Below are 18,013 nucleotides of genomic sequence, written 5' to 3'. Positions count from 1 at the left end.
CTATTATAAAATCCTTGCCCGTGGCAAGATAGCGCCAAATAAATTTCGACCGTCAACGCTGGTGCGATAAATGAAGCTCAAGGTGCAAATGGCGTGTTTATCTCTTATCAACTTGTTGTACCTGAGCGAGCAGAGCTTTGGTCAGGACGCGCGATCCGATCCCGGTTCAAGCGCTTGGCAACAGCTAGGCGGCGCGGCCGATCACTATACGCTGCCTAGTCGACCAACAATATCCCTCAATCCGCTTGCAACAAACGGATTTGGTTCAGCAGACTCGTTACGGTTGAAAATCACAAACTTTTCGCTACCCGGTGCTCTCGACCAGCGTCTCCCGGCTGGTCCTGATGCAGTAGATATCTCCCGATCGGATGCGGCGATCGGTGGAACGCTTGCGGCACCCGACCGGAATGTCACAATACAGGAACAGGCCAATAGCGTTTTGGATCAATTGACAGGCCTCGCGCAGGCCAGCGTCTTTGCTTCGAAATGGCAAAGAAAGTTTGGCAAGCCAATGCCGGCCAAGATGATGGATTTTTTCGACAACCCCACATTGAAAATCCCAGACTTCTTGCCGAGCGACGATGTGGGCCGCAACACGTTCATCAGCCTGCATGGCCCGTCTCAGCTTGAAGTAGAGCCCGACGTGGCATCTGATCGTATCCTTAAGGGCTACGGGAATCTTGAAACGCCAACTTTGGTGGTCAACAACCTGTCGACACCATCCGCGAAGTCTTCGGCCGCAGACTGTGGCGAAGCTGTCCGGACCTTGCGGCGGGAGGTATCTTATGGTGGAATTTCGAAAAATCTCATCGACGGTTTTAGCGAGATATGCCTATTCGGCGGCCAGAAAGATGACCTCACGGCGCAACAGATGAAACTGGCAAAACGGTGCGCGGAAACCTACAACGCGTACATATCAAGTTGTTTCGGAACGGTTGCCGACGATATCACTCAAACGATCAACGAACACGTTGGGGTTATTTACGCTTTTGACACCTCGCAACCGCAGAGACAAAGAATCCTCTGCTCTGGTGCTGCCATAACCAACGCTCGCGTCCTTACCGCGAAACATTGCTTGGCCGGGCTCAGTGGCCTCGGGGCGAATGTGCGGTTAGGTTACATACCCATGTCGATGACCACGCCCGCCTTCGCGGTCAAAAGACTGGAACTGTCGGTCGCCGGCGGCGGATGGGACGCTGTACAGATGGGAGACTTGCCAAGATTCCTGAGCGGCAACCCCGATCTGGACGACTTGGATACCGATGCCTTGGTATTGGTTCTTGACACCGAGAACGATCCGAAATCTCGAATTGAACTGGCAGCGCCCAAGGATTTCGACCATGTTGTTCTTGCCGGCTTTCAGCGATTGGCGGTCAACGCAATACAACTGAAGGCGCGGCTTGAAAACAAGCCAATTCCCTATGACCATGAGCTCATCGAAACCGGGACTTGGCGCCAGGCCTTTCGTTTTGATGGATCGCCCACCTGTCTGGTGATCCATTATACTGACACGGACGCGGCTTTGTTTAAACTTGGGAAACGTTCGATCGGACATTTTTGCCAGTCGCTCGGCAACGCAAGTGGAAGCGCTCTATTCAAACCGGCCGATACCAGCACCCCGATGGAGGTCGTGGCCGTACACTCAAGAGCACTTTATCAGAGCGATCTACCGGGCGGAGATGTACTCGAATCGATGCGTCCGAAGAATGCGGCTTTGGCCGTCGACGCCCCGTTGAGGACTGCTAAGGTCTTCGACAATTGATCATGCCAGGTGAGCCACCGTTCATCTCGGCGGGGCTTCCGCCAGCCATCTTCGCTCTTTCGCCCAAATTGTGCGTGAAGCGTGGGATGTATTCCCATCAGCCCCAGCGCATCGTGCCGACAAAGTCGATGAACGCCCTGAGCGGTGCCGGCGTCAGCCGCCGGCCGGGATAGTAGAGGAACGGGCCTGAGAATTCCTGCCACCAGGGCTCCAGCACCGGCTCAAGCCGGCCATCGTCGAAATAGGGGCGCAGCCAGTCCTCGAACAGCGAGACGATGCCGCCGCCGGCCACCGCCACCTCGAGCGCAAGCGCCATGGCCGTGCCGGTGCTGACCAGCAGCGGGCCGGTCGGCTCGACGCTCACCACCTCGCCGTCGCGTTCGAACTCCCAGGGCGGCGTCAGGCCGCTGGCGAAGCGGCCGCGCAGGCAGGCGTGACGGAGCAGGTCGCGCGGATGCTCGGGCCGGCCGTGCCGGTCGAGATAGGCCGGTGCGGCGGCGGTGGCGTAGTGCTGCCGGCGCGGGCCGATCGGCACGGCGATCATGTCCTGCTCCAGCCGCTCTTCATAGCGGATGCCGGCATCGCAGCCGCTCGCCAGTATGTCGACGAAACTGTCCTCGGCGGTCACTTCCACGCGAATGTCGGGATAGGCGGCGAGGAAAGGCGGCAACAGGCGCGGCAGCACCAGTTTCGCCGCGACGACCGGCACGTTGAGCCGCAGCGTGCCGGCGGGGCGGCCGCGAAAGCCGTTGACCACGTCGAGCGCCGCCTCGACTTCGCCGAGCGCCGGACCCAGCCGCTCGAGCAGGCGCGCGCCGGCCTCGGTGGGCGCGACGCTGCGCGTGGTGCGGTTGAGCAGCCGCACGCCGAGCCCGGTCTCCAGCCGCCGCACCGTCTCCGAGAGGCTGGAGGCGCTGACATTGCCCACCCGTGCCGCCTCGCGAAAACCGCCGGCGCGCGCCACCGCCATGAACGCTTGTAGGTCGCCGAGATCCGCTGCCATTGTTCGCCTTTTCGCACAGGTTGTGCCGATTGCACCATATTATCGCGCATGCGCGCTTTGTCTACATTGGGCCGATCCACAGGAGATGAGACCATGACCGACATCAGCAAGGCCGGAACCTTCAAACTCGGCGACCGCACCGTAAAGCGCCTCGGCTACGGCGCCATGCAACTGGCGGGACCCGGCGTCTTCGGCCCGCCCAAGGATCGCGACGCAGCCCTTGCCGTGCTGCGCGAGGCGATCGCCAGTGGCGTCGACCACATCGACACATCCGATTTCTATGGCCCGCACATCACCAACCAGATCATCCGCGAAGCGCTGCACCCCTACCCCGCCAACCTCACCATCGTCACCAAGGTCAGCGCCCGGCGCGGCGCCGATGCGTCCTGGCTTCCCGCAATGTCGCCCAAGGAGTTGACCGAGGCCGTGCACGATAATCTGCGCAATCTCGGGCTTGATGTGATCGAGGTCGTCAACCTGCGCTCCATGCATGGCATCCACGGCCCCGCCGAAGGATCGCTCGAGCCGCAGTTGAACACGCTCGCCGAATTGCAGCGCCAGGGCCTCATCCGCCATATCGGCATGAGCAACGTCACAGGGACCCAGATCGCCCAGGGGCGCGGCATCGCCGAGATCGTCTGCGTGCAGAACCAGTACAACATCGCGCACCGCGACGACGACGCGCTGATCGATGCGCTTGCCGCCGACGGCATAGCCTATGTGCCGTTCTTCCCGCTCGGCGGCTTCACGCCGCTGCAGTCGGACACGCTGGCCAATGTCGCCAGGAAACTCGGCGCGACACCGATGCAGGTGGCGCTCGCCTGGCTGTTGCGCCGCGCGCCCAACATCCTGCTCATCCCCGGCACTTCCTCGGTCGGCCATCTCCGCGAAAACCTGGCGGCGGCCGAACTCGACCTGCCGGCCGATGCGCTCAAAGTGCTGAACGGCATCGGCGGTGAAGCCGAGCAAGCGGCATAAGGCATTCCCGCTGTCGGCCGGCAGACTACCGGCTGCCGACCCTGGCGATCCGTGTCTGCGGATCGCAATAGATGCCGTAGAGCGTCTGCAGGATTCGCTCGACCTCCAGCGAAGCCAACCGGTAGTAGACCTGCTGGGCGTCGCGCCTCGTATCCACGAGCTTGAGCGCGCGCAACTTTGAAAGCTGCTGCGACAGCGCCGACTGGTTCATCGCAACCAGTTCGGCCAGCTCGTTCACGCTCGTCTCGCCGTCCAGCAGATGGCACAGGATCATCAGCCGGTTTTCATTTGCCATCGCGGCGAGCAGTTCGGACGCTTCGCGCGCCTGCTTGTCCAGTTCGGCTATTTTTATATTGCGCATATGAACACATTATCATATTAAGAGTTACGAATAATATTAGTCTGGCACGGCTGCCTGTCAAGTCGATGGATCGATGCCGATGCTTCGCACCGTCAAGGTGCTTGATCAGCGTCAAGTCGCAGCCTGTCGCAATGGCGCAAAATCAGCCAATCCCGCGCGGGATCAGCAGTGTTGGCGTTGCGCCAAAGCGACGCCGCAACGGAGGAAGAACATGGCGCATATAGTCGTCCTGGGTGCCGGGCTGGGAGGCACCATCATGGCCTACGAGCTTCGCGACGGACTGGCCGGGGAACACCAGGTTTCCGTCGTCAACAATGGCAGCCACTATTCATTCGTACCGTCCAACCCTTGGGTCGCCGTCGGCTGGCGCGACAGGCAAGCGGTGGAAATAGACCTTGCTCCGGTGCTGGCACGGCGCAAGATCGGTTTTCATCCGCAGGGAGCCAGGCGCGTCCACCCGGTCGAGCGCACGGTGGAACTCAAAGACGGCTCATCTGTCTCCTACGACTATCTGGTCATCGCCACCGGTCCCGAACTCGCTTTCGACGAGATCGAGGGCCTCGGGCCGGAGCACAACACCCAGTCAGTCTGCCACATCGATCACGCGCTCAAGGCCAGGACCGCCTTCGACGCGCTCGTCGCCAAGCCAGGCCCGGTCGTCATCGGCGCGGTCCAGGGCGCGTCCTGCTTCGGGCCGGCTTACGAATTCACCTTCATCCTCGACAAGGCGCTGCGCGACGCCAGGGTGCGCGACCGCGTGCCCATGACCTTCGTTACCTCCGAACCCTATATCGGCCATCTCGGCCTCGACGGCGTCGGCGACACCAAGGGCCTGCTCGAGAGCGAGATGCGCCAGCATCACATCAAGTGGATCTGCAACGCCAAAGTCGACAAGGTCGAGCCCGGCAAGATGTTCATCCAGGAACTCGCCGACGACGGGTCGGTCAGGCAGGCGCATGAACTGCCGCACGCCTATGCCATGATGCTGCCGGCCTTTCGCGGCGTGGCGGCGGTGCGCGGCATCGAGGGCCTGACCAATCCGCGCGGCTTCATCCTTGTCGACAAGCACCAGCGCAACCCGGCGTTCCCCGAAATATTCGCGGTCGGCGTCTGCGTCGCCATCCCGCCGATCGGCAAGACACCGGTCCCCGTCGGCGTGCCCAAGACCGGCTTCATGATCGAATCCATGGTCACGGCAACGGCGCACAACATCGGCCGGCTGGTGGAGGGCAAGCAGCCCGACGCGCAGGGCACATGGAATGCGGTCTGCCTCGCCGATTTCGGCGATTCCGGCGTCGCCTTCGTGGCGCAGCCGCAGATCCCGCCGCGCAATGTCAACTGGTCGTCCTCCGGCAAATGGGTGCACACCGCCAAGGTCGGTTTCGAGAAGTATTTCCTGCACAAGATAAGGGCCGGCAAGTCCGAACCCTTCTATGAGCGCCTCGCATTGCAGGCGCTTGGGATCGACAAGCTCAAGCAGATCAAGGTCGAGGCATCGGCGGATGTGCCGGGAGCCTGACCGGCGCTAGCCGGCGGCGGGCGAGAGTTGCTGTCGCAAATTCGACGCCGCCTCTTGCGGTCGGTAGTTGTATTCTTATATTTAGATATCATCATATACAAATGGAGATGACAATGTCCCTCGACCGTTCCGTTCTCGCCTTCGCCGGCATCATGGTGCTGCTGTCCGTCGTGCTCACCGCCTTTGTCTCGCCGCTGTTCGTATGGCTGACGGTGTTCGTCGGCTTGAACATGCTGCAGTCGGCGTTCACCGGCTTCTGCCCCGCGGCGATGGTCTTCCGCAAGCTCGGCATCAAGCCGGGATGCGCGTTCTGAGGAAATCCGGATGCGCCTGCCTCTTTTGTTCGCCGCGCTGTTGGCGGCCTCTCCGACGCTTGCCGGCACGCTGACACTGGTGCCGACGACGGTGACCGAATGGAAAGCGGTCTATGGCCGTGTCGAGGCGCGCGACACCGTTCCGGCGCGCGCCCGTATCGGCGGCCTTGTCGTCGATCTGGCCGTCACGGAGGGCGAGCGGGTCAAGGCGGGGCAGAAGATCGCGACCGTCCAGGACGACAAGATCGCGTTTCAGGTCGCCGCTCTGGACGCCCAGCTTCGTGCCCTGCAGGCGCAGCTGGACACCGCGCAGTCCGAACTTGCCCGTGGCCAGACGCTGGTCGACAAGGGCGTCATGACCGCGCAGCGTCTCGATCAGCTGCGCACCGAGGTCGACGTCGCGCGCAACCAGCTTGCCGCGACCGAGGCGCAGCGATCGGTGATCGTGCAGCAGGGCGCCGAGGGCGACGTCTTTGCTCCCGGCGACGGCCGCGTGCTGACCGTGCCGGTGACGCGTGGCGCGGTCATCATGGCCGGTGAGGTCGTGGCCACCATTGGCGGCGGCGGGGTGTTCCTGCGGGTTGCCGTTCCGGAGCGTTACGCGGCGTCGCTGAAAGAGGGAGCCGCCATCCGTATCAATGCCGGCGGCAAGGAGATCCCCGGCCGCCTCGCCAAGATCTATCCGCAGATCGACAATGGCCGCGTCATCGCCGACGTCGAGGTCGATGATCTCGACACCAATTTCATCGACGCCCGTGTCCTGGTCGAGCTGCCGGTCGCCGAGCGTTCCGCGCTGCTGGTGCCGGCTTCGGCCATCCAGATCCGTTCGGGGATCGATTTCGTGCGCGTCGCCGCAGGCGGCGGCAGTGTCGAGCGCGCGGTGGTAACAGGCGAGCGGTCCCGGCGCGCCGACGGCGACTATGTCGAGATCCTGACCGGTCTTGCGGCCGGCGACGTCGTGGTCACGCCATGAAAGGTCCCGCCTCGTTCGGCATTGCCGGCGCGCTGACGCGGGCCTTCATCGCGTCGCCGCTGACGCCGCTATTCCTGGTCGCCGCCTTCGCCTTCGGGCTGGTGGCGCTGCTCACGCTGCCGCGCGAGGAGGAACCGCAGATCTCGGTGCCGATGGTCGACATCTTCGTGCGCGCCGACGGGCTGAAGGCCGACGACGCCGTCAAGCTGATCACCGAGCCGCTGGAGACGATCGTCAAGGGCATCGACGGCGTCGAGCATGTCTATTCGCAGACGCGAGACGACCAGGTGATGGTCACCGCCCGCTTCATCGTCGGCACCTCGTCGGACACTGCCGTGCTGCGCGTCCACGACAAGGTGCGCGCCAACATGGATCGCATTCCCGTCGGCGTGCCCGAGCCGCTGATCGTCGGCCGCGGCATCGACGACGTTGCCATAGTCACGCTGACGCTGTCGCCGAAGCCGCAGACAGCCGTGCGCATGACAGCCAACGACCTCACCCGCATCGCGCGCGAACTGCGCACCGAGATCGCCAAGATCGACAATGTCGGCCTGACCTATCTGGTCGGCGACACCGGTGAGATCATCCGCGTCAATCCGAACCCTGAAAAGCTCGCCCTTTACGGTGTCACCCTGCAGCAGCTCGCCGCCAAGGTGTCGGGCGCCAACAAGGCCTTTCCCGCCGGACGTGTGCGCGACAAGGGCGAGCAGATCGACATCGTCGCCGGCGAGACATTGGCCTCGCCCGACCAGATCGGCAACCTGCTCCTGACCTCGCGTGACAACCGCCCCGTCTATGTCCGCGACGTGGCCGGCGTCGCCTTCGCCGCCGACGCCGGTGATACGCTGGTGTCGACGGTCACCAGGGCCGGCGTTGGTGTCGAGCGCGTGCCGTCGGTCACGCTCGCCATCGCCAAGCGCGCGGGATCGAACGCGGTCGCCGTCGCCGACGCCATTCTGCACCGAGTCGCATTGCTCCAGGGCGGGCTGATATCCGGCGATATCTCGATCGACGTGACGCGCAATTACGGCGAGACCGCCAACGACAAGGCCAATGAGCTCCTCTACCACCTCGGCCTGGCGACGATCTCGATCATCGTGCTGGCCTGGGTCGCCATCGGCCGCCGCGAAGCGATGGTCGTGGCCGTCGTCATTCCGGTGACCATCCTGCTCACGCTGTTTGCCTCGCGCGTCATGGGCTACACGCTGAACCGCGTTTCGCTGTTCGCGCTGATCTTTTCCATAGGCATTCTCGTCGACGATGCCATCGTCGTGATCGAGAACATCTCCCGCCACTGGGCCATGGGCGGCGGCCGCGATCGCCGGCAGGCGGCAATCGAGGCGGTGGCGGAGGTCGGCAACCCGACCATCGTCGCCACCTTGACCGTGGTCGCCGCACTGCTGCCGATGCTGTTCGTCTCGGGAATGATGGGCCCCTATATGAGCCCGATTCCGGCCAATGCCTCGGCGGCGATGATCTTCTCCTTCTTCGTCGCGGTGATGGTGACGCCGTGGCTGATGCTCAAGCTTGCCGGGCGGGCGCCGGTGCATGCCCGTCAGGATCATGGCAATGGCGGCCCGCTCGGCCGCGCCTACACCGCCGTCGCCCGGCCGATCCTGGCCTCGAAGACGGCGAGCTGGGCCTTCCTGCTCGTCGTCGGCGTGCTGACCCTGGGCTCGCTCGCGCTGTTCTACACCGAGCATGTCACGGTCAAGCTCCTGCCCTTCGACAACAAGTCCGAACTGTCGGTGACGATCGACCTGCCGGAAGGGTCTTCCGTCGAAGCCACAGATGCGGTGGCGCAGGCCGTCGCCGCCAGGGTTCTCGAGTTGAAGGAGGTTCGATCGGTCCAGACACATGCCGCGACGGCGGCACCCTTCAACTTCAACGGCCTCGTCCGCCATGCCGTCCTGCGCACCGAGCCGCAGCAGGGCGACGTGGCGCTCAACCTGCTGCCGAAGGCGAACCGTGCCCGCTCCAGCCATGAGATCGCGCTGGACGTCCGCCAGCGCATCGCCACGATCCCCGCACCGCCAGGCACCAGCCTGAAGGTGGTCGAGCCACCGCCCGGCCCGCCGGTGATGGCGACGCTGCTGGCCGAGGTCTACGGACCGGATGGCGAGACCCGCCGCAAGGTCGCCGCCAGGATCGAAACGGCGTTCCGCTCCGTGCCCTTCATCGTCGACGTCGACAATTCCTGGGGACAGCCGGCACGCCGGCTGCGCGCCACGATTTCCACCGACGATGCGGAGTTCTTCCATGTCGAGGAAAGCGACGTCTTCGACACGCTTGCCATCCTCAATGGGGGCAGGACCGTCGGTTATTCGCATCGCGGCGGTGGCCGCCAGCCGATCCCGATCCGCATCGAGCGGCCGAAGGGCGAGAGGACGCTCGACGAGCGCTTCCTGACCACCTCCATTCCGGCCAATGTCCTGCCTGGCGACCGCGGCGTGGTCGAACTCGGCGATGTCGTGCGGGTGACGCCGGAGCGCGCTTCGTTCCCGGTGTTCAGGCACAATGGCCGCGCCGCCGAAATGGTGACGGCCGAGCTTGCCGGCAGCTTCGAGGCGCCGCTTTACGGCATGCTCGCCGTCAGCAAGGCCATCGACGCGCAGGACTGGACTGGACTGCAGAAGCCCGCAATCTCGCTGCATGGCCAGCCGGAGGATGAAAGCCGGCCGACGCTTTTGTGGGACGGCGAATGGGAAGTCACCTGGGTGACCTTCCGCGACATGGGGGCGGCCTTCGGCGTCGCGCTGCTCGGCATCTACATCCTCGTCGTCGCCCAGTTCGGCTCGTTCAAGGTTCCGCTGGTGATCCTGACGCCGATCCCGCTGACCTTCATCGGCATCCTCGGCGGGCACTGGCTGTTCGGGGCGCCGTTCACGGCGACCTCGATGATCGGCTTCATCGCGCTGGCCGGCATCATCGTGCGCAATTCGATCCTGCTGGTCGACTTCATCCGCCATGCGGCGTCGCCCGACAGACCGTTGAGCGAGGTGCTGATCGAGGCCGGCGCGATCAGATTCAAGCCGATCCTGCTTACGGCGCTTGCCGCCATGATCGGCGCGGCGGTGATCCTGACCGATCCGATCTTCCAGGGGCTGGCGATCTCGCTGCTGTTCGGCCTGGCCTCCTCGACGCTGCTGACGGTGCTGGTCATCCCCGCGATCTACCGGGTGCTGCGCACGTAAAAAGGCCGCCGCAGGGGAAAACCTGGCGGCGGCCGAACTGGAGTTGCCGGCCGACCCGCTCGACGTGCTGGACGACATTGCGGACGAAAGACGGGAGCCTGGGGTTTCAAGCTATATTTCCCCGAGCTCTCCCAGCCCCGTAAAGCGCGTTGACGGCTCAGGCAAAACCACATATAGAACCAACTAGTTCCAGAACTGATTGGTTCCGTAATGGCTCATCAAGTCTCGCTCGACGACACATTCGCCGCCCTCGCCGATCCCACGCGCCGGGCGATCCTGGCCCGGCTGCTCGACGGCGAAGCGTCGGTTGCCGAACTGGCGCAGCCTTTCGCGCTCACCGTGCGCGCGGTCTCCAAACATGTCGGCGTGCTGGAACAGGCCGGCCTCGTCACCCGCAGCCGGGCGGCGCAAAAGCATCTCAGCCGCATCGAACTCAAGCCGCTGCGCGACATCGACCGCTGGCTCGACGACTACAGAAAACTCTGGGAAGACCGCTTCGACCGGATGGAGCACCTGCTGCGGCACGGCGCGGACAGGCCGGAATGAGCGCGCCCGCGACCGCCGACCGCAGCTTTGCCATCGAGCGGATCTTCAACGCGCCGGTCGAACGCGTCTTCCGGCTGTGGACCGATCCGCTTCTGGTGGCGCAATGGTGGGGCATCAGGGACTGCACCGTCCCCTTTTGCGTGCTCGACGTGCGCGTCGGCGGCCGCTGGCGCATCGACATGCTGACCGCGGGCGGCGCGCTTTACCGCAACCAGGGCAGCTATCTCGAAGTCGTCGAGAACGTCAGGCTGAGTTATTGCGACGAACCCGATCCTGAAATCCGTGAATGGGCCGGCAAGCTGCCGGGTCGGAGCCGCCACACGGTGAACTTCACGCCCGACGGCGCGCGCACCCATGTCCATTTCGAGGTGACGCTGGCGACTGCCGCCGACCGCGAACGCCTGCTGGCGCTCGGCCTGCGCGGCGGCTGGATGCAGAGCTTCGACCGGCTGGAACAGCTGATAGGCAAGGGAGCCGACCATGCTGGCTGAGAACGCCAAACCGACCACGCAAGCCGTGCTGTCGCGGGATGGAACGCCAATCGCCTGTGAGCGGCGCGGCCAGGGTCATCCGCTCATCCTCGTCGACGGCGCGCTCTGCTCGCGCGCCATGGGTCCGAGCGGTCCGCTTGCCAAGGCGCTGGAAGGCGATTTCACCGTGTTTCGCTACGACCGCCGCGGCCGTGGCGACAGCGCCGACACCGCGCCCTACACGGTCGAGCGCGAGGTCGATGACATCGAGGCCGTGCTGCGGGCGGCAGGCGGTGAAGCCTATGTCTGGGGCATGTCTTCCGGCGCCATGCTGGCGCTGATGGCGGCAGCCCGCCTGCCCGGCATCGGGAGGCTTGCACTCTACGAAGCGCCGCTGATCGTCGACGACAGCCGCGCGACGACGCAAGGCGACTGGGCAGCGATCCGGCAAGCCATCGCCGACGACAGGCGCGGCGACGCGGTGAGCGCCTTCCTCAAATCGGTCGGCATGCCCGGCCTGCTGATCGCCGTCATGAAGCTGACGCCGATCTGGCGCAAGCTCAAGGCAGTGGCGCATACGCTGCCTTACGACGGCGCCATCGTCGCCGGCGACCAGCTCGGCAAGCCGCTGGACCCCGCCCGCTGGACCACGCTCGGCGTGCCGACATTGGTGACCGATGGCGGGAAAAGCCCGCCATGGATGCGCCATGGCAACAAGGCGTTGGCGCAGGCGCTGCCCAATGCCCGCCACCAGACGCTGGCAGGCCAGAACCACATGCTGAAACCCGCCGCGCATGCGCCGGTGCTGACGGCGTTCTTCAACGGGCGGCATTGAGCGCGCACGCCGCCCCGACGCGAACAACAGGGAATTTGACCATGCAGCTTCGGCATGTACTCGCCATCGCTTTGACAATGGCGGCCTTACCCGCAACCAGCAGGGTGCTCGCGCATGTGAACGGGGCCAGCACGGCCCGGCTCTGACCTGGATCAAAACCGGATTCCTGAAAAGCGGCTAGAAACGCCTGAACAGCGCCCGCCGCGTGGCGGCGAAGGCACAAGATCAGGAGAGAAGCATTGAGCCGGCTGCATATCGAAAACCACCAGGTGTCGCGCATCGGCTGGCTGCGCGCCGCCGTGCTGGGGGCCAATGACGGCATCGTCTCGACCGCGAGCCTGATCGTCGGCGTGGCGTCGGCCGCCGCGCCGGCTTCGCAGGTTCTGGTCGCCGGCATAGCCGGCCTGGTGGCGGGCGCCATGTCGATGGCGGCCGGGGAATATGTCTCGGTCAGTTCCCAGTCGGACACCGAGAATGCCGACCTCGCCCGCGAACGCCAGGAGCTCGAGACCCAGCCCGAATTCGAGCGTGAGGAGTTGGCGCAGATCTACGTCAAGCGCGGCCTGGCGACGGACCTCGCCCGCCAGGTCGCCGACCAGCTCATGGCCAGGGATGCGCTGGCCGCGCATGCCCATGACGAACTCGGCATTTCGGACATGACCACGGCGCGGCCGATCCAGGCGGCGCTGACCTCGGCGGCGACCTTCAGCGTGGGCGCGGCGATGCCGCTCATCATGGTGCTGGTGTCGCCGGGCTCGATGCTGGTGCTGGCGGTCTCTCTTGCGTCCCTGCTGTTCCTTGCCCTGCTGGGCGCCATCGGCGCCAAGGCGGGCGGCGCCAACATCCTTCGCGCAACGTTGCGCGTGACCTTCTGGGGCGCCTTCGCCATGGCGCTCACCGCCGGTATCGGCGCGCTGGTCGGCACCGCGGTGTAAGCGGCCGGCCACCTGCCCGGCCGCTTATGCCATCACCCGCCGACCGCGACCTGGATCCAGGACAAGGCCACCGCTTGCGATTGCCGCGCCTCCCATGCCATCTGTCCGATACAACGGATCGACCCGAAGCAGAATGGCAGCACGACCGACATCGCCCACAGCCAGGCCATCAGGCGTCAGCCTCAACCGCGCGCTGTCGAAACTCGGCCTGTGCTCGCGCACGCAGGCGCAGGTGCTGATCGCGGAAGGGCGCGTGCGCGTCGGCGGCAAGGTGGTCCGCGACGCCGCGCTGCGCGTCGACCTGAACCGCGACCGCATCGTCGTCGATGGCGCGCCCGTCATTGCCGAGCGCAAGGTCTATGTCATGCTCAACAAGCGACGCGGGCTGGTCACCACCCGCGACGACCCGCAGCAGCGCGACACCGTCTATGCCTGCCTCGAAGGGCTCGATTTGCCCTTCGTCTCGCCGGTCGGCCGCCTCGACAAGGCCAGCGAAGGCCTATTGCTGATGACCAACGACAGGCATTTCGCCAACCGGTTGATGGACCCGGCCTCGCATCTGCCCAAGACCTATCACGTCCAGGTCAGCACGGTGCTTGACGAAGCGATGCTGAAGGCGCTGCGCGCGGGCGTCACCGTCGATGGCGAGACCCTGACCGCCAATTCGATCGCGCTTTTGCGCAGCGGCGGCCGCACCGCCTGGCTGGAGATCGTGCTCGACGAGGGCCGCAACCGCCACATCCGCCGCCTGCTCGCCGCGCACGGCATCGAGGTCAAGCGCCTCATCCGCATCGCCATCGGGCGCTTGCCCCTGGGCGACCTCGCCAAGGGCGCGGCGCGGCATTTGACGCCGGACGAGTTGGCGTTGCTGGAAGGCTGAGTGCGTCCCGCCCGCCAGACCGCAAGCGGCCAGGTTCATTTTTTCGTCGGGAGTTTGCGCCAGAGCGAGGAGATGGACCGGCGGCCCATCACGCCTTGTTGGTGATCCACATGCTTGGCGCGCCGACCACGCCGGCGCTTGCCATCGCCTCTTTCAATTTTGGGTTCTTGATGAAGGCCTGTGCCTCGGCGACACTGGCGAAATCATGGGTCACGGTGACGTCGTTGGGGTTGTCCGCCGCCTGATAGACGGCCTCTCACGGTCGGTAGTCACTATTTGCACGGTATATTAGTAAATGTTAAATTAAAGACTGGAACCGCGATTGGTATGCGGCTCGCGACCATTCCGGCGATCGCTCGCCGCCGTGGAGAAACTGGTAACCAGAAACCGGAACACGGGAGGATGAAATGACTTTCAAGCATTGTCTGCTGGCCGTCGTTTTCACGTCACTCTGCATGGGATCTGCTCAGGCCCAGCCTGCGAAAGAAGCCATCGAAGCCGCTAATGCCGAGTTCGTGAAGGCGTACAACAGCAAGGATGCGGCCGGGGTTGCCTCGAAATACACGGATGATGCGGCCGCATTCCCGCCGGATATGGCGCGGGTCGACGGCCGCCAGAATATCCAGAAGCTATGGCAGGGCGCGATGGATATGGGCATATCGGAGCTCACGCTCACGACGCTTGATGTCCAGGAAAGCGGAGATTTTGCGTTCGAGTCCGGGAGTTTCTCCCTCAAGGCGCCGGGCAAGGATTCGAAGCTGGTGGATGCCGCCGGGAAGTATGTCGTGGTCTGGAGGAAGGGTCAGGACGGAGGCTGGAAGCTCTACCGGGACATATGGAACTCCGACCCCGGGAAATGAGTCCGCATGCAGCCATCTGGCTGTAGGCCTGAACGCGGGGAATAATGGCGATAAGGGTGATCGGAACGGGCTTTGGCCGGACAGGAACGGACTCGATGCGCGAGGCGCTGACGATCCTTGGCTTCGGCCCCTGTCACCACATGTCCGAAGTCATGGGCAATGAAGACCAGAAGCGGCTTTGGCGTGCGCTGGCGAAGGGCGCGGCGCCAGACTGGAACCAGCTGTTCGCGGGCTACGCGTCCTGCATCGACTGGCCCTCGGCGCACTATTGGCGTGATCTGATTGAGTTCTATCCGAATGCCCGGGTCATCCTGACATACCGATCTCCGGAAAGCTGGTGGGCAAGCTTCGAGAAAACGATCCTCGCGAGTATCAGCCAGAGCACGGATCAGGAATCGCTGGGTCTTGCCCTGATCTCCAGGCAAGTCTTCGACGGCCGGCCGCACGATCGCGCCAATGCCATAGCCGTCTACGAGGCCAACGTAAGGGCGGTCATTGCGACTGTGCCGCCTAGTCGGCTGCTGGTCCACAATCTCGGAGATGGGTGGAAGCCGCTCTGCCTGCATCTCGAAGTGCCGGTGCCGGACAAGCCCTATCCCAATCGCAACAGCACCAAGGACTTTCAGTCGGCTCTTGCACAGAACTAGTTGGCCGTCTGCAAGGAGCGCGTTAGCGGACGTTCCGTACGGCGACCACTGCACGTTTAATTAGCCACAATGTTCACGAATGAGAGCCGCCTGATCCGCGCCCGCGAAAGATTTTCGCCGCCCCACCGATGATTTCCACCCGCCCGCGCTGTCCTCATCCATAGGCGCCGGAATTGTCCGGGCCGGAACAGTGAGGTGATCCATGCGATCGTTGCAAGGTCAAAATGTCGTCGTGGTCGGAGGCAGCCGGGGTGTCGGCCGCTCGATCGTTGAAGCCGCGCTCGGCGAGGGCGCAGATGTGCTTGCCGTCGCCCGCGGCGCGGAAGCCCTGAAGGAGCTCGCCTGGGAAGCGTCCGGAGTCAGGACGCTGGCCGCCGACGCCACGCAGGACGCAGCGCCCGATAGGGTGTTCGCCGCGCTGCAGCCGGATGTGCTGGTGATCTGCGCCGGCGCCTTCGCGCCGTCAGCCTCCATCCAGGACCAGAGCTGGGACGATTTCTCGGCGAATTGGGAGACGGACGTCAAGGCATCGTTCCTGTTCTGCAGGGCAGCACTTCAGGGCCGGTTGAAGCCGGGCAGCCGCGTGGTGCTGATCTCCAGCGGCGCGGCATTCAGCGGCGGACCGCCGAACTCCGGCGGCTACTCCGGTGCCAAGCAGATGCAGATGTTCCTTGCCGCCCACAGCCAGAAGGAGGCCGACCGGCTTGGCCTTGGCCTGCGCTTCATGGCACTGGCGCCGCTGCGCATCATGGCCGGCACCGGCGTCGGCCAGCACGGCATTGCGAGCATCTCCGCCTATCTCGGCATCAGCCCGGCGGATTTCCTGGCCAGCCTGAGCGATGTGCAGACGCCCGCCGATGTCGGGCGCGCCGTGGTGGCGCTCGCCGGCGGCAAAGTGCCAGGCATCGCCTTCACGGTGAGCGGCAGCGGCCTTGCCGCGGCGGCATGAGGCGCGCAGGATGCGAGACGAACTCCGCATGGCAGGCTCGACATGACAGACGCTCCCGGCCCGCTTGAGCCGCTGAGCCCGACAGGCGGGCCGATCCTCGATCGGCCTGCCTTCGAACGCCTGACGATGGCCCACCGCCGGACGCTGAAGCTGCATTGCTACCGGATGATGGGCTCGCTGCACGAGGCCGACGATCTCGTCCAGGAGACGTTCCTCAAGGCCTGGCGCGGCCGCGCGCAATTCGACGGGCGCGGCTCGCCGCGCGGCTGGCTCTACACGATCGCCACCAACGCCTGCCTCAACGCCATCAAGGCGCGGTCGTCGGCCCACCACGTCCTCGAAATGCCCGCGCGGCCGCCGAGCGAAGGGCGCGCAGCCGCCGGGCCGGCGGTCGAACTCTCCTGGCTGGAGCCCTACCCCGACGCCGAACTGCCGGACCTTGTCGATGGCGAGCCCGGCCCGGATGCGCGCTACGAGACAAATGAGGCCGTGCGGCTGGCCTTCGTCGCCGCCATCCAACTACTGCCGCCGAGGCAACGCGCCTCCCTCCTGCTGTGCGACGTGCTGGGCTGGTCGGCGCTGGAGACCGCGCAATTGCTGGGCGGTTCGACCGCCTCGGTCAACAGCGCCCTGCAGCGGGCGCGCGCGACGCTTGGCGAGCGCTATCCCGGGGGACGGCCCGAGCAGCGATCGCAGCCCAACCGAGAGGAAGGTGCGCTGCTCGAACGCTATATCAGCGCCTGGCAGGCCGCCAATCTCGACGGCTTCATCGCGCTGCTGCGCGAGGACGCCACCTACCACATGCCGCCATGGCGCGACTGGTACCAGGGACATCAGGCAATCCTCGGTTTCTTCAAAACCGTGTGGGGCAATTTCGCCGGCTACCGCGCCGTGGCGACACGGGCCAACGGCCAGCCGGCGGTCGCGATCTATGCCCGGCGCCATCAGGAGTCCGAATGGCGCGCGCAATCGCTGCATGTCATCGAGCCGGCCGATGGCGCTATCGCCTCGCTGACGATCTATGTCGCCCCGCTCGGCCCTGCCCTGTTCGCCGCCTTCGGCCTGCCGCCGGTCTGGTCCGGACCGGAAGCGTAGCCGTCGCCTCCACTCCTGACGGAAAGCTGGCAGGAGGCCTGGCCTATAGAACGGCCGGGAGCCCGGCCGTGGCTTCAGCGATCAAGGAGCCCATAATGAATTTCGTCTCTGTCCGCATCATCACCTCGGACGTTCAGCGCCTCGTGCGCTTCTACGGCGAGATCACCGGCATGCCGCTGACGGTCTACACGGAGGATTTCGCCGAACTCGCGACACCTTCCGGCACGGTAGCGATCGGCAGCACGCGCACCTTGATGCTGTTCGGCGGTGACGTCGCCCGCCCCGCCGACAACCACACGGCCATCCTCGAATTCCGCGTCGGCGATGTCGATGCCGAATTCATCAGGCTGTCGGACTTCATCAGGGACATGACCGTGCAGAAGCCGACCACCATGCCCTGGGGCAACCGCTCGCTGCTGTTTCGCGACCCCGACGGCAATCTGGTGAATTTCTTCACGCCGGTGACGGCGGAAGCGATCCGGAAGTTCGATAAGTAGGAGGCGGACGCGCGGTTTGAGTTGGTTCAGCGCCTGGCATCGGGGATTGGCTGAAGCCACCCAACGCGTCGTCATCAACTCTGAGGAATGGCGGCGTCCCTGAGCCTAGCGTTTAAGGTGACGACGATCTTTCGCATGACGGCAGCGATGGCCACCATTGGCTTTTTGCCGTTGGTGATGAGGCGTTTGTAGAAG

18 protein-coding genes and 2 pseudogenes are annotated in these 18,013 nt (G+C 64.7%); 16 read left to right on the top strand and 4 right to left on the bottom strand.

The genetic code is table 11. From position 1 onward, the window contains the following. The first annotated feature begins 70 nt into the window (after nucleotides 1-70). Complete coding sequence (locus tag CK227_RS34480) at nucleotides 71-1,762, top strand: hypothetical protein (protein WP_095804224.1); 1,692 nt, start codon at nucleotides 71-73, stop codon at nucleotides 1,760-1,762. A gap of 97 nt (nucleotides 1,763-1,859) precedes the next feature. Here CK227_RS34480 and CK227_RS34475 read toward each other — a convergent pair whose 3' ends face one another. Next, the gene (locus tag CK227_RS34475; RefSeq protein WP_095776063.1) at nucleotides 1,860-2,765 is read right to left on the bottom strand and encodes a LysR family transcriptional regulator; all 906 of its coding nucleotides are present in this window, start codon (nucleotides 2,763-2,765) and stop codon (nucleotides 1,860-1,862) included. A gap of 93 nt (nucleotides 2,766-2,858) precedes the next feature. Between CK227_RS34475 and CK227_RS34470 the strand changes: the two genes are divergently transcribed. After that, the gene (locus tag CK227_RS34470; protein ID WP_095776064.1) at nucleotides 2,859-3,743 is read left to right on the top strand and encodes an aldo/keto reductase family oxidoreductase; all 885 of its coding nucleotides are present in this window, start codon (nucleotides 2,859-2,861) and stop codon (nucleotides 3,741-3,743) included. 25 nt (nucleotides 3,744-3,768) lie between these two features. Here CK227_RS34470 and CK227_RS34465 read toward each other — a convergent pair whose 3' ends face one another. Beyond that, nucleotides 3,769-4,104: a metalloregulator ArsR/SmtB family transcription factor gene (locus CK227_RS34465; protein WP_095776065.1), complete on the bottom strand. Its 336-nt coding sequence runs from the start codon at nucleotides 4,102-4,104 to the stop codon at nucleotides 3,769-3,771. A gap of 211 nt (nucleotides 4,105-4,315) precedes the next feature. Between CK227_RS34465 and CK227_RS34460 the strand changes: the two genes are divergently transcribed. The 9 genes from CK227_RS34460 (at nucleotide 4,316) to CK227_RS34420 (ending at nucleotide 13,770) form a co-directional block, all read left to right on the top strand. Continuing rightward, nucleotides 4,316-5,623 (top strand): FAD/NAD(P)-binding oxidoreductase, encoded by a 1,308-nt coding sequence (locus CK227_RS34460; RefSeq protein WP_095776066.1) that lies wholly within the window; start codon nucleotides 4,316-4,318, stop codon nucleotides 5,621-5,623. A 113-nt stretch (nucleotides 5,624-5,736) separates the two neighbouring features. After that, nucleotides 5,737-5,937 carry a DUF2892 domain-containing protein gene (locus tag CK227_RS34455; protein WP_095776080.1) on the top strand — a complete coding sequence of 67 codons (201 nt, stop codon included), beginning with the start codon at nucleotides 5,737-5,739 and terminating at the stop codon, nucleotides 5,935-5,937. A 10-nt stretch (nucleotides 5,938-5,947) separates the two neighbouring features. Beyond that, nucleotides 5,948-6,910 (top strand): efflux RND transporter periplasmic adaptor subunit, encoded by a 963-nt coding sequence (locus CK227_RS34450; RefSeq protein WP_095776067.1) that lies wholly within the window; start codon nucleotides 5,948-5,950, stop codon nucleotides 6,908-6,910. Next, nucleotides 6,907-10,104, top strand: a complete 3,198-nt coding sequence (locus CK227_RS34445) for an efflux RND transporter permease subunit (protein WP_095776068.1) — start codon at nucleotides 6,907-6,909, stop codon at nucleotides 10,102-10,104. Before CK227_RS34450 ends, CK227_RS34445 begins: the two co-directional genes overlap by 4 nt. 210 nt (nucleotides 10,105-10,314) lie before the next feature. Continuing rightward, on the top strand, nucleotides 10,315-10,650 hold the full coding sequence (locus CK227_RS34440; RefSeq protein WP_095776069.1) for a metalloregulator ArsR/SmtB family transcription factor: 336 nt from the start codon (nucleotides 10,315-10,317) through the stop codon (nucleotides 10,648-10,650). Beyond that, nucleotides 10,647-11,141: an SRPBCC domain-containing protein gene (locus CK227_RS34435; RefSeq protein WP_095776070.1), complete on the top strand. Its 495-nt coding sequence runs from the start codon at nucleotides 10,647-10,649 to the stop codon at nucleotides 11,139-11,141. The genes CK227_RS34440 and CK227_RS34435 overlap by 4 nt, the downstream gene beginning before the upstream one ends. Further along, the gene (locus tag CK227_RS34430; RefSeq protein WP_095776071.1) at nucleotides 11,131-11,955 is read left to right on the top strand and encodes an alpha/beta hydrolase; all 825 of its coding nucleotides are present in this window, start codon (nucleotides 11,131-11,133) and stop codon (nucleotides 11,953-11,955) included. Before CK227_RS34435 ends, CK227_RS34430 begins: the two co-directional genes overlap by 11 nt. 239 nt (nucleotides 11,956-12,194) lie before the next feature. Then, a complete protein-coding gene (locus CK227_RS34425; protein ID WP_095776072.1) occupies nucleotides 12,195-12,890 on the top strand; it encodes a VIT family protein in 696 nt (231 codons plus the stop codon). Between the two features lie 133 nt (nucleotides 12,891-13,023). Further along, a complete protein-coding gene (locus tag CK227_RS34420; RefSeq protein WP_095776073.1) occupies nucleotides 13,024-13,770 on the top strand; it encodes a pseudouridine synthase in 747 nt (248 codons plus the stop codon). A gap of 88 nt (nucleotides 13,771-13,858) precedes the next feature. Here the strand turns inward: CK227_RS34420 and CK227_RS37940 are convergent. Further along, nucleotides 13,859-14,026 (bottom strand): annotated as a pseudogene (locus CK227_RS37940) (cyclase); the annotation flags it as partial. A 151-nt stretch (nucleotides 14,027-14,177) separates the two neighbouring features. Between CK227_RS37940 and CK227_RS34410 the strand changes: the two are divergent. The 5 genes from CK227_RS34410 to CK227_RS34390 all read left to right on the top strand — a co-directional run bounded on the left by CK227_RS34410 (nucleotide 14,178) and on the right by CK227_RS34390 (nucleotide 17,818). Then, the gene (locus CK227_RS34410; protein WP_095776074.1) at nucleotides 14,178-14,630 is read left to right on the top strand and encodes a DUF4440 domain-containing protein; all 453 of its coding nucleotides are present in this window, start codon (nucleotides 14,178-14,180) and stop codon (nucleotides 14,628-14,630) included. Nucleotides 14,631-14,674: 44 nt separating this feature from the next. Continuing rightward, the gene (locus tag CK227_RS34405; protein WP_095776075.1) at nucleotides 14,675-15,277 is read left to right on the top strand and encodes a sulfotransferase family protein; all 603 of its coding nucleotides are present in this window, start codon (nucleotides 14,675-14,677) and stop codon (nucleotides 15,275-15,277) included. Nucleotides 15,278-15,479: 202 nt separating this feature from the next. Next, complete coding sequence (locus CK227_RS34400; protein ID WP_095776076.1) at nucleotides 15,480-16,226, top strand: SDR family NAD(P)-dependent oxidoreductase; 747 nt, start codon at nucleotides 15,480-15,482, stop codon at nucleotides 16,224-16,226. Nucleotides 16,227-16,268: 42 nt separating this feature from the next. Continuing rightward, a complete protein-coding gene (locus tag CK227_RS34395) occupies nucleotides 16,269-17,321 on the top strand; it encodes a sigma-70 family RNA polymerase sigma factor (RefSeq protein WP_095776077.1) in 1,053 nt (350 codons plus the stop codon). A 95-nt stretch (nucleotides 17,322-17,416) separates the two neighbouring features. Next, nucleotides 17,417-17,818, top strand: a complete 402-nt coding sequence (locus CK227_RS34390; RefSeq protein WP_095776078.1) for a VOC family protein — start codon at nucleotides 17,417-17,419, stop codon at nucleotides 17,816-17,818. 74 nt (nucleotides 17,819-17,892) lie between these two features. Here the strand turns inward: CK227_RS34390 and CK227_RS37665 are convergent. After that, a pseudogene (locus CK227_RS37665) lies at nucleotides 17,893-18,013 on the bottom strand (IS110 family transposase); the annotation flags it as partial.

The sequence above is a fragment of the Mesorhizobium sp. WSM4308 genome, from assembly GCF_002294905.1.
Lineage (GTDB): Bacteria > Pseudomonadota > Alphaproteobacteria > Rhizobiales > Rhizobiaceae > Mesorhizobium.
This window is presented reverse-complemented; position numbering and strand designations above follow the sequence as displayed.

What these genes read in the sequence shown, in the direction of transcription:
- CK227_RS34480 (WP_095804224.1), top strand. Translation starts at nt 71, where the DNA reads ATGAAGCTCAAGGTGCAAATGGCGTGTTTATCTCTTATCAACTTGTTG.
- CK227_RS34475 (WP_095776063.1), bottom strand. Translation starts at nt 2,765, where the DNA reads ATGGCAGCGGATCTCGGCGACCTACAAGCGTTCATGGCGGTGGCGCGC.
- CK227_RS34470 (WP_095776064.1), top strand. Translation starts at nt 2,859, where the DNA reads ATGACCGACATCAGCAAGGCCGGAACCTTCAAACTCGGCGACCGCACC.
- CK227_RS34465 (WP_095776065.1), bottom strand. Translation starts at nt 4,104, where the DNA reads ATGCGCAATATAAAAATAGCCGAACTGGACAAGCAGGCGCGCGAAGCG.
- CK227_RS34460 (WP_095776066.1), top strand. Translation starts at nt 4,316, where the DNA reads ATGGCGCATATAGTCGTCCTGGGTGCCGGGCTGGGAGGCACCATCATG.
- CK227_RS34455 (WP_095776080.1), top strand. Translation starts at nt 5,737, where the DNA reads ATGTCCCTCGACCGTTCCGTTCTCGCCTTCGCCGGCATCATGGTGCTG.
- CK227_RS34450 (WP_095776067.1), top strand. Translation starts at nt 5,948, where the DNA reads ATGCGCCTGCCTCTTTTGTTCGCCGCGCTGTTGGCGGCCTCTCCGACG.
- CK227_RS34445 (WP_095776068.1), top strand. Translation starts at nt 6,907, where the DNA reads ATGAAAGGTCCCGCCTCGTTCGGCATTGCCGGCGCGCTGACGCGGGCC.
- CK227_RS34440 (WP_095776069.1), top strand. Translation starts at nt 10,315, where the DNA reads ATGGCTCATCAAGTCTCGCTCGACGACACATTCGCCGCCCTCGCCGAT.
- CK227_RS34435 (WP_095776070.1), top strand. Translation starts at nt 10,647, where the DNA reads ATGAGCGCGCCCGCGACCGCCGACCGCAGCTTTGCCATCGAGCGGATC.
- CK227_RS34430 (WP_095776071.1), top strand. Translation starts at nt 11,131, where the DNA reads ATGCTGGCTGAGAACGCCAAACCGACCACGCAAGCCGTGCTGTCGCGG.
- CK227_RS34420 (WP_095776073.1), top strand. Translation starts at nt 13,024, where the DNA reads ATGGCAGCACGACCGACATCGCCCACAGCCAGGCCATCAGGCGTCAGC.
- CK227_RS34410 (WP_095776074.1), top strand. Translation starts at nt 14,178, where the DNA reads ATGACTTTCAAGCATTGTCTGCTGGCCGTCGTTTTCACGTCACTCTGC.
- CK227_RS34405 (WP_095776075.1), top strand. Translation starts at nt 14,675, where the DNA reads ATGGCGATAAGGGTGATCGGAACGGGCTTTGGCCGGACAGGAACGGAC.
- CK227_RS34400 (WP_095776076.1), top strand. Translation starts at nt 15,480, where the DNA reads ATGCGATCGTTGCAAGGTCAAAATGTCGTCGTGGTCGGAGGCAGCCGG.
- CK227_RS34395 (WP_095776077.1), top strand. Translation starts at nt 16,269, where the DNA reads ATGACAGACGCTCCCGGCCCGCTTGAGCCGCTGAGCCCGACAGGCGGG.
- CK227_RS34390 (WP_095776078.1), top strand. Translation starts at nt 17,417, where the DNA reads ATGAATTTCGTCTCTGTCCGCATCATCACCTCGGACGTTCAGCGCCTC.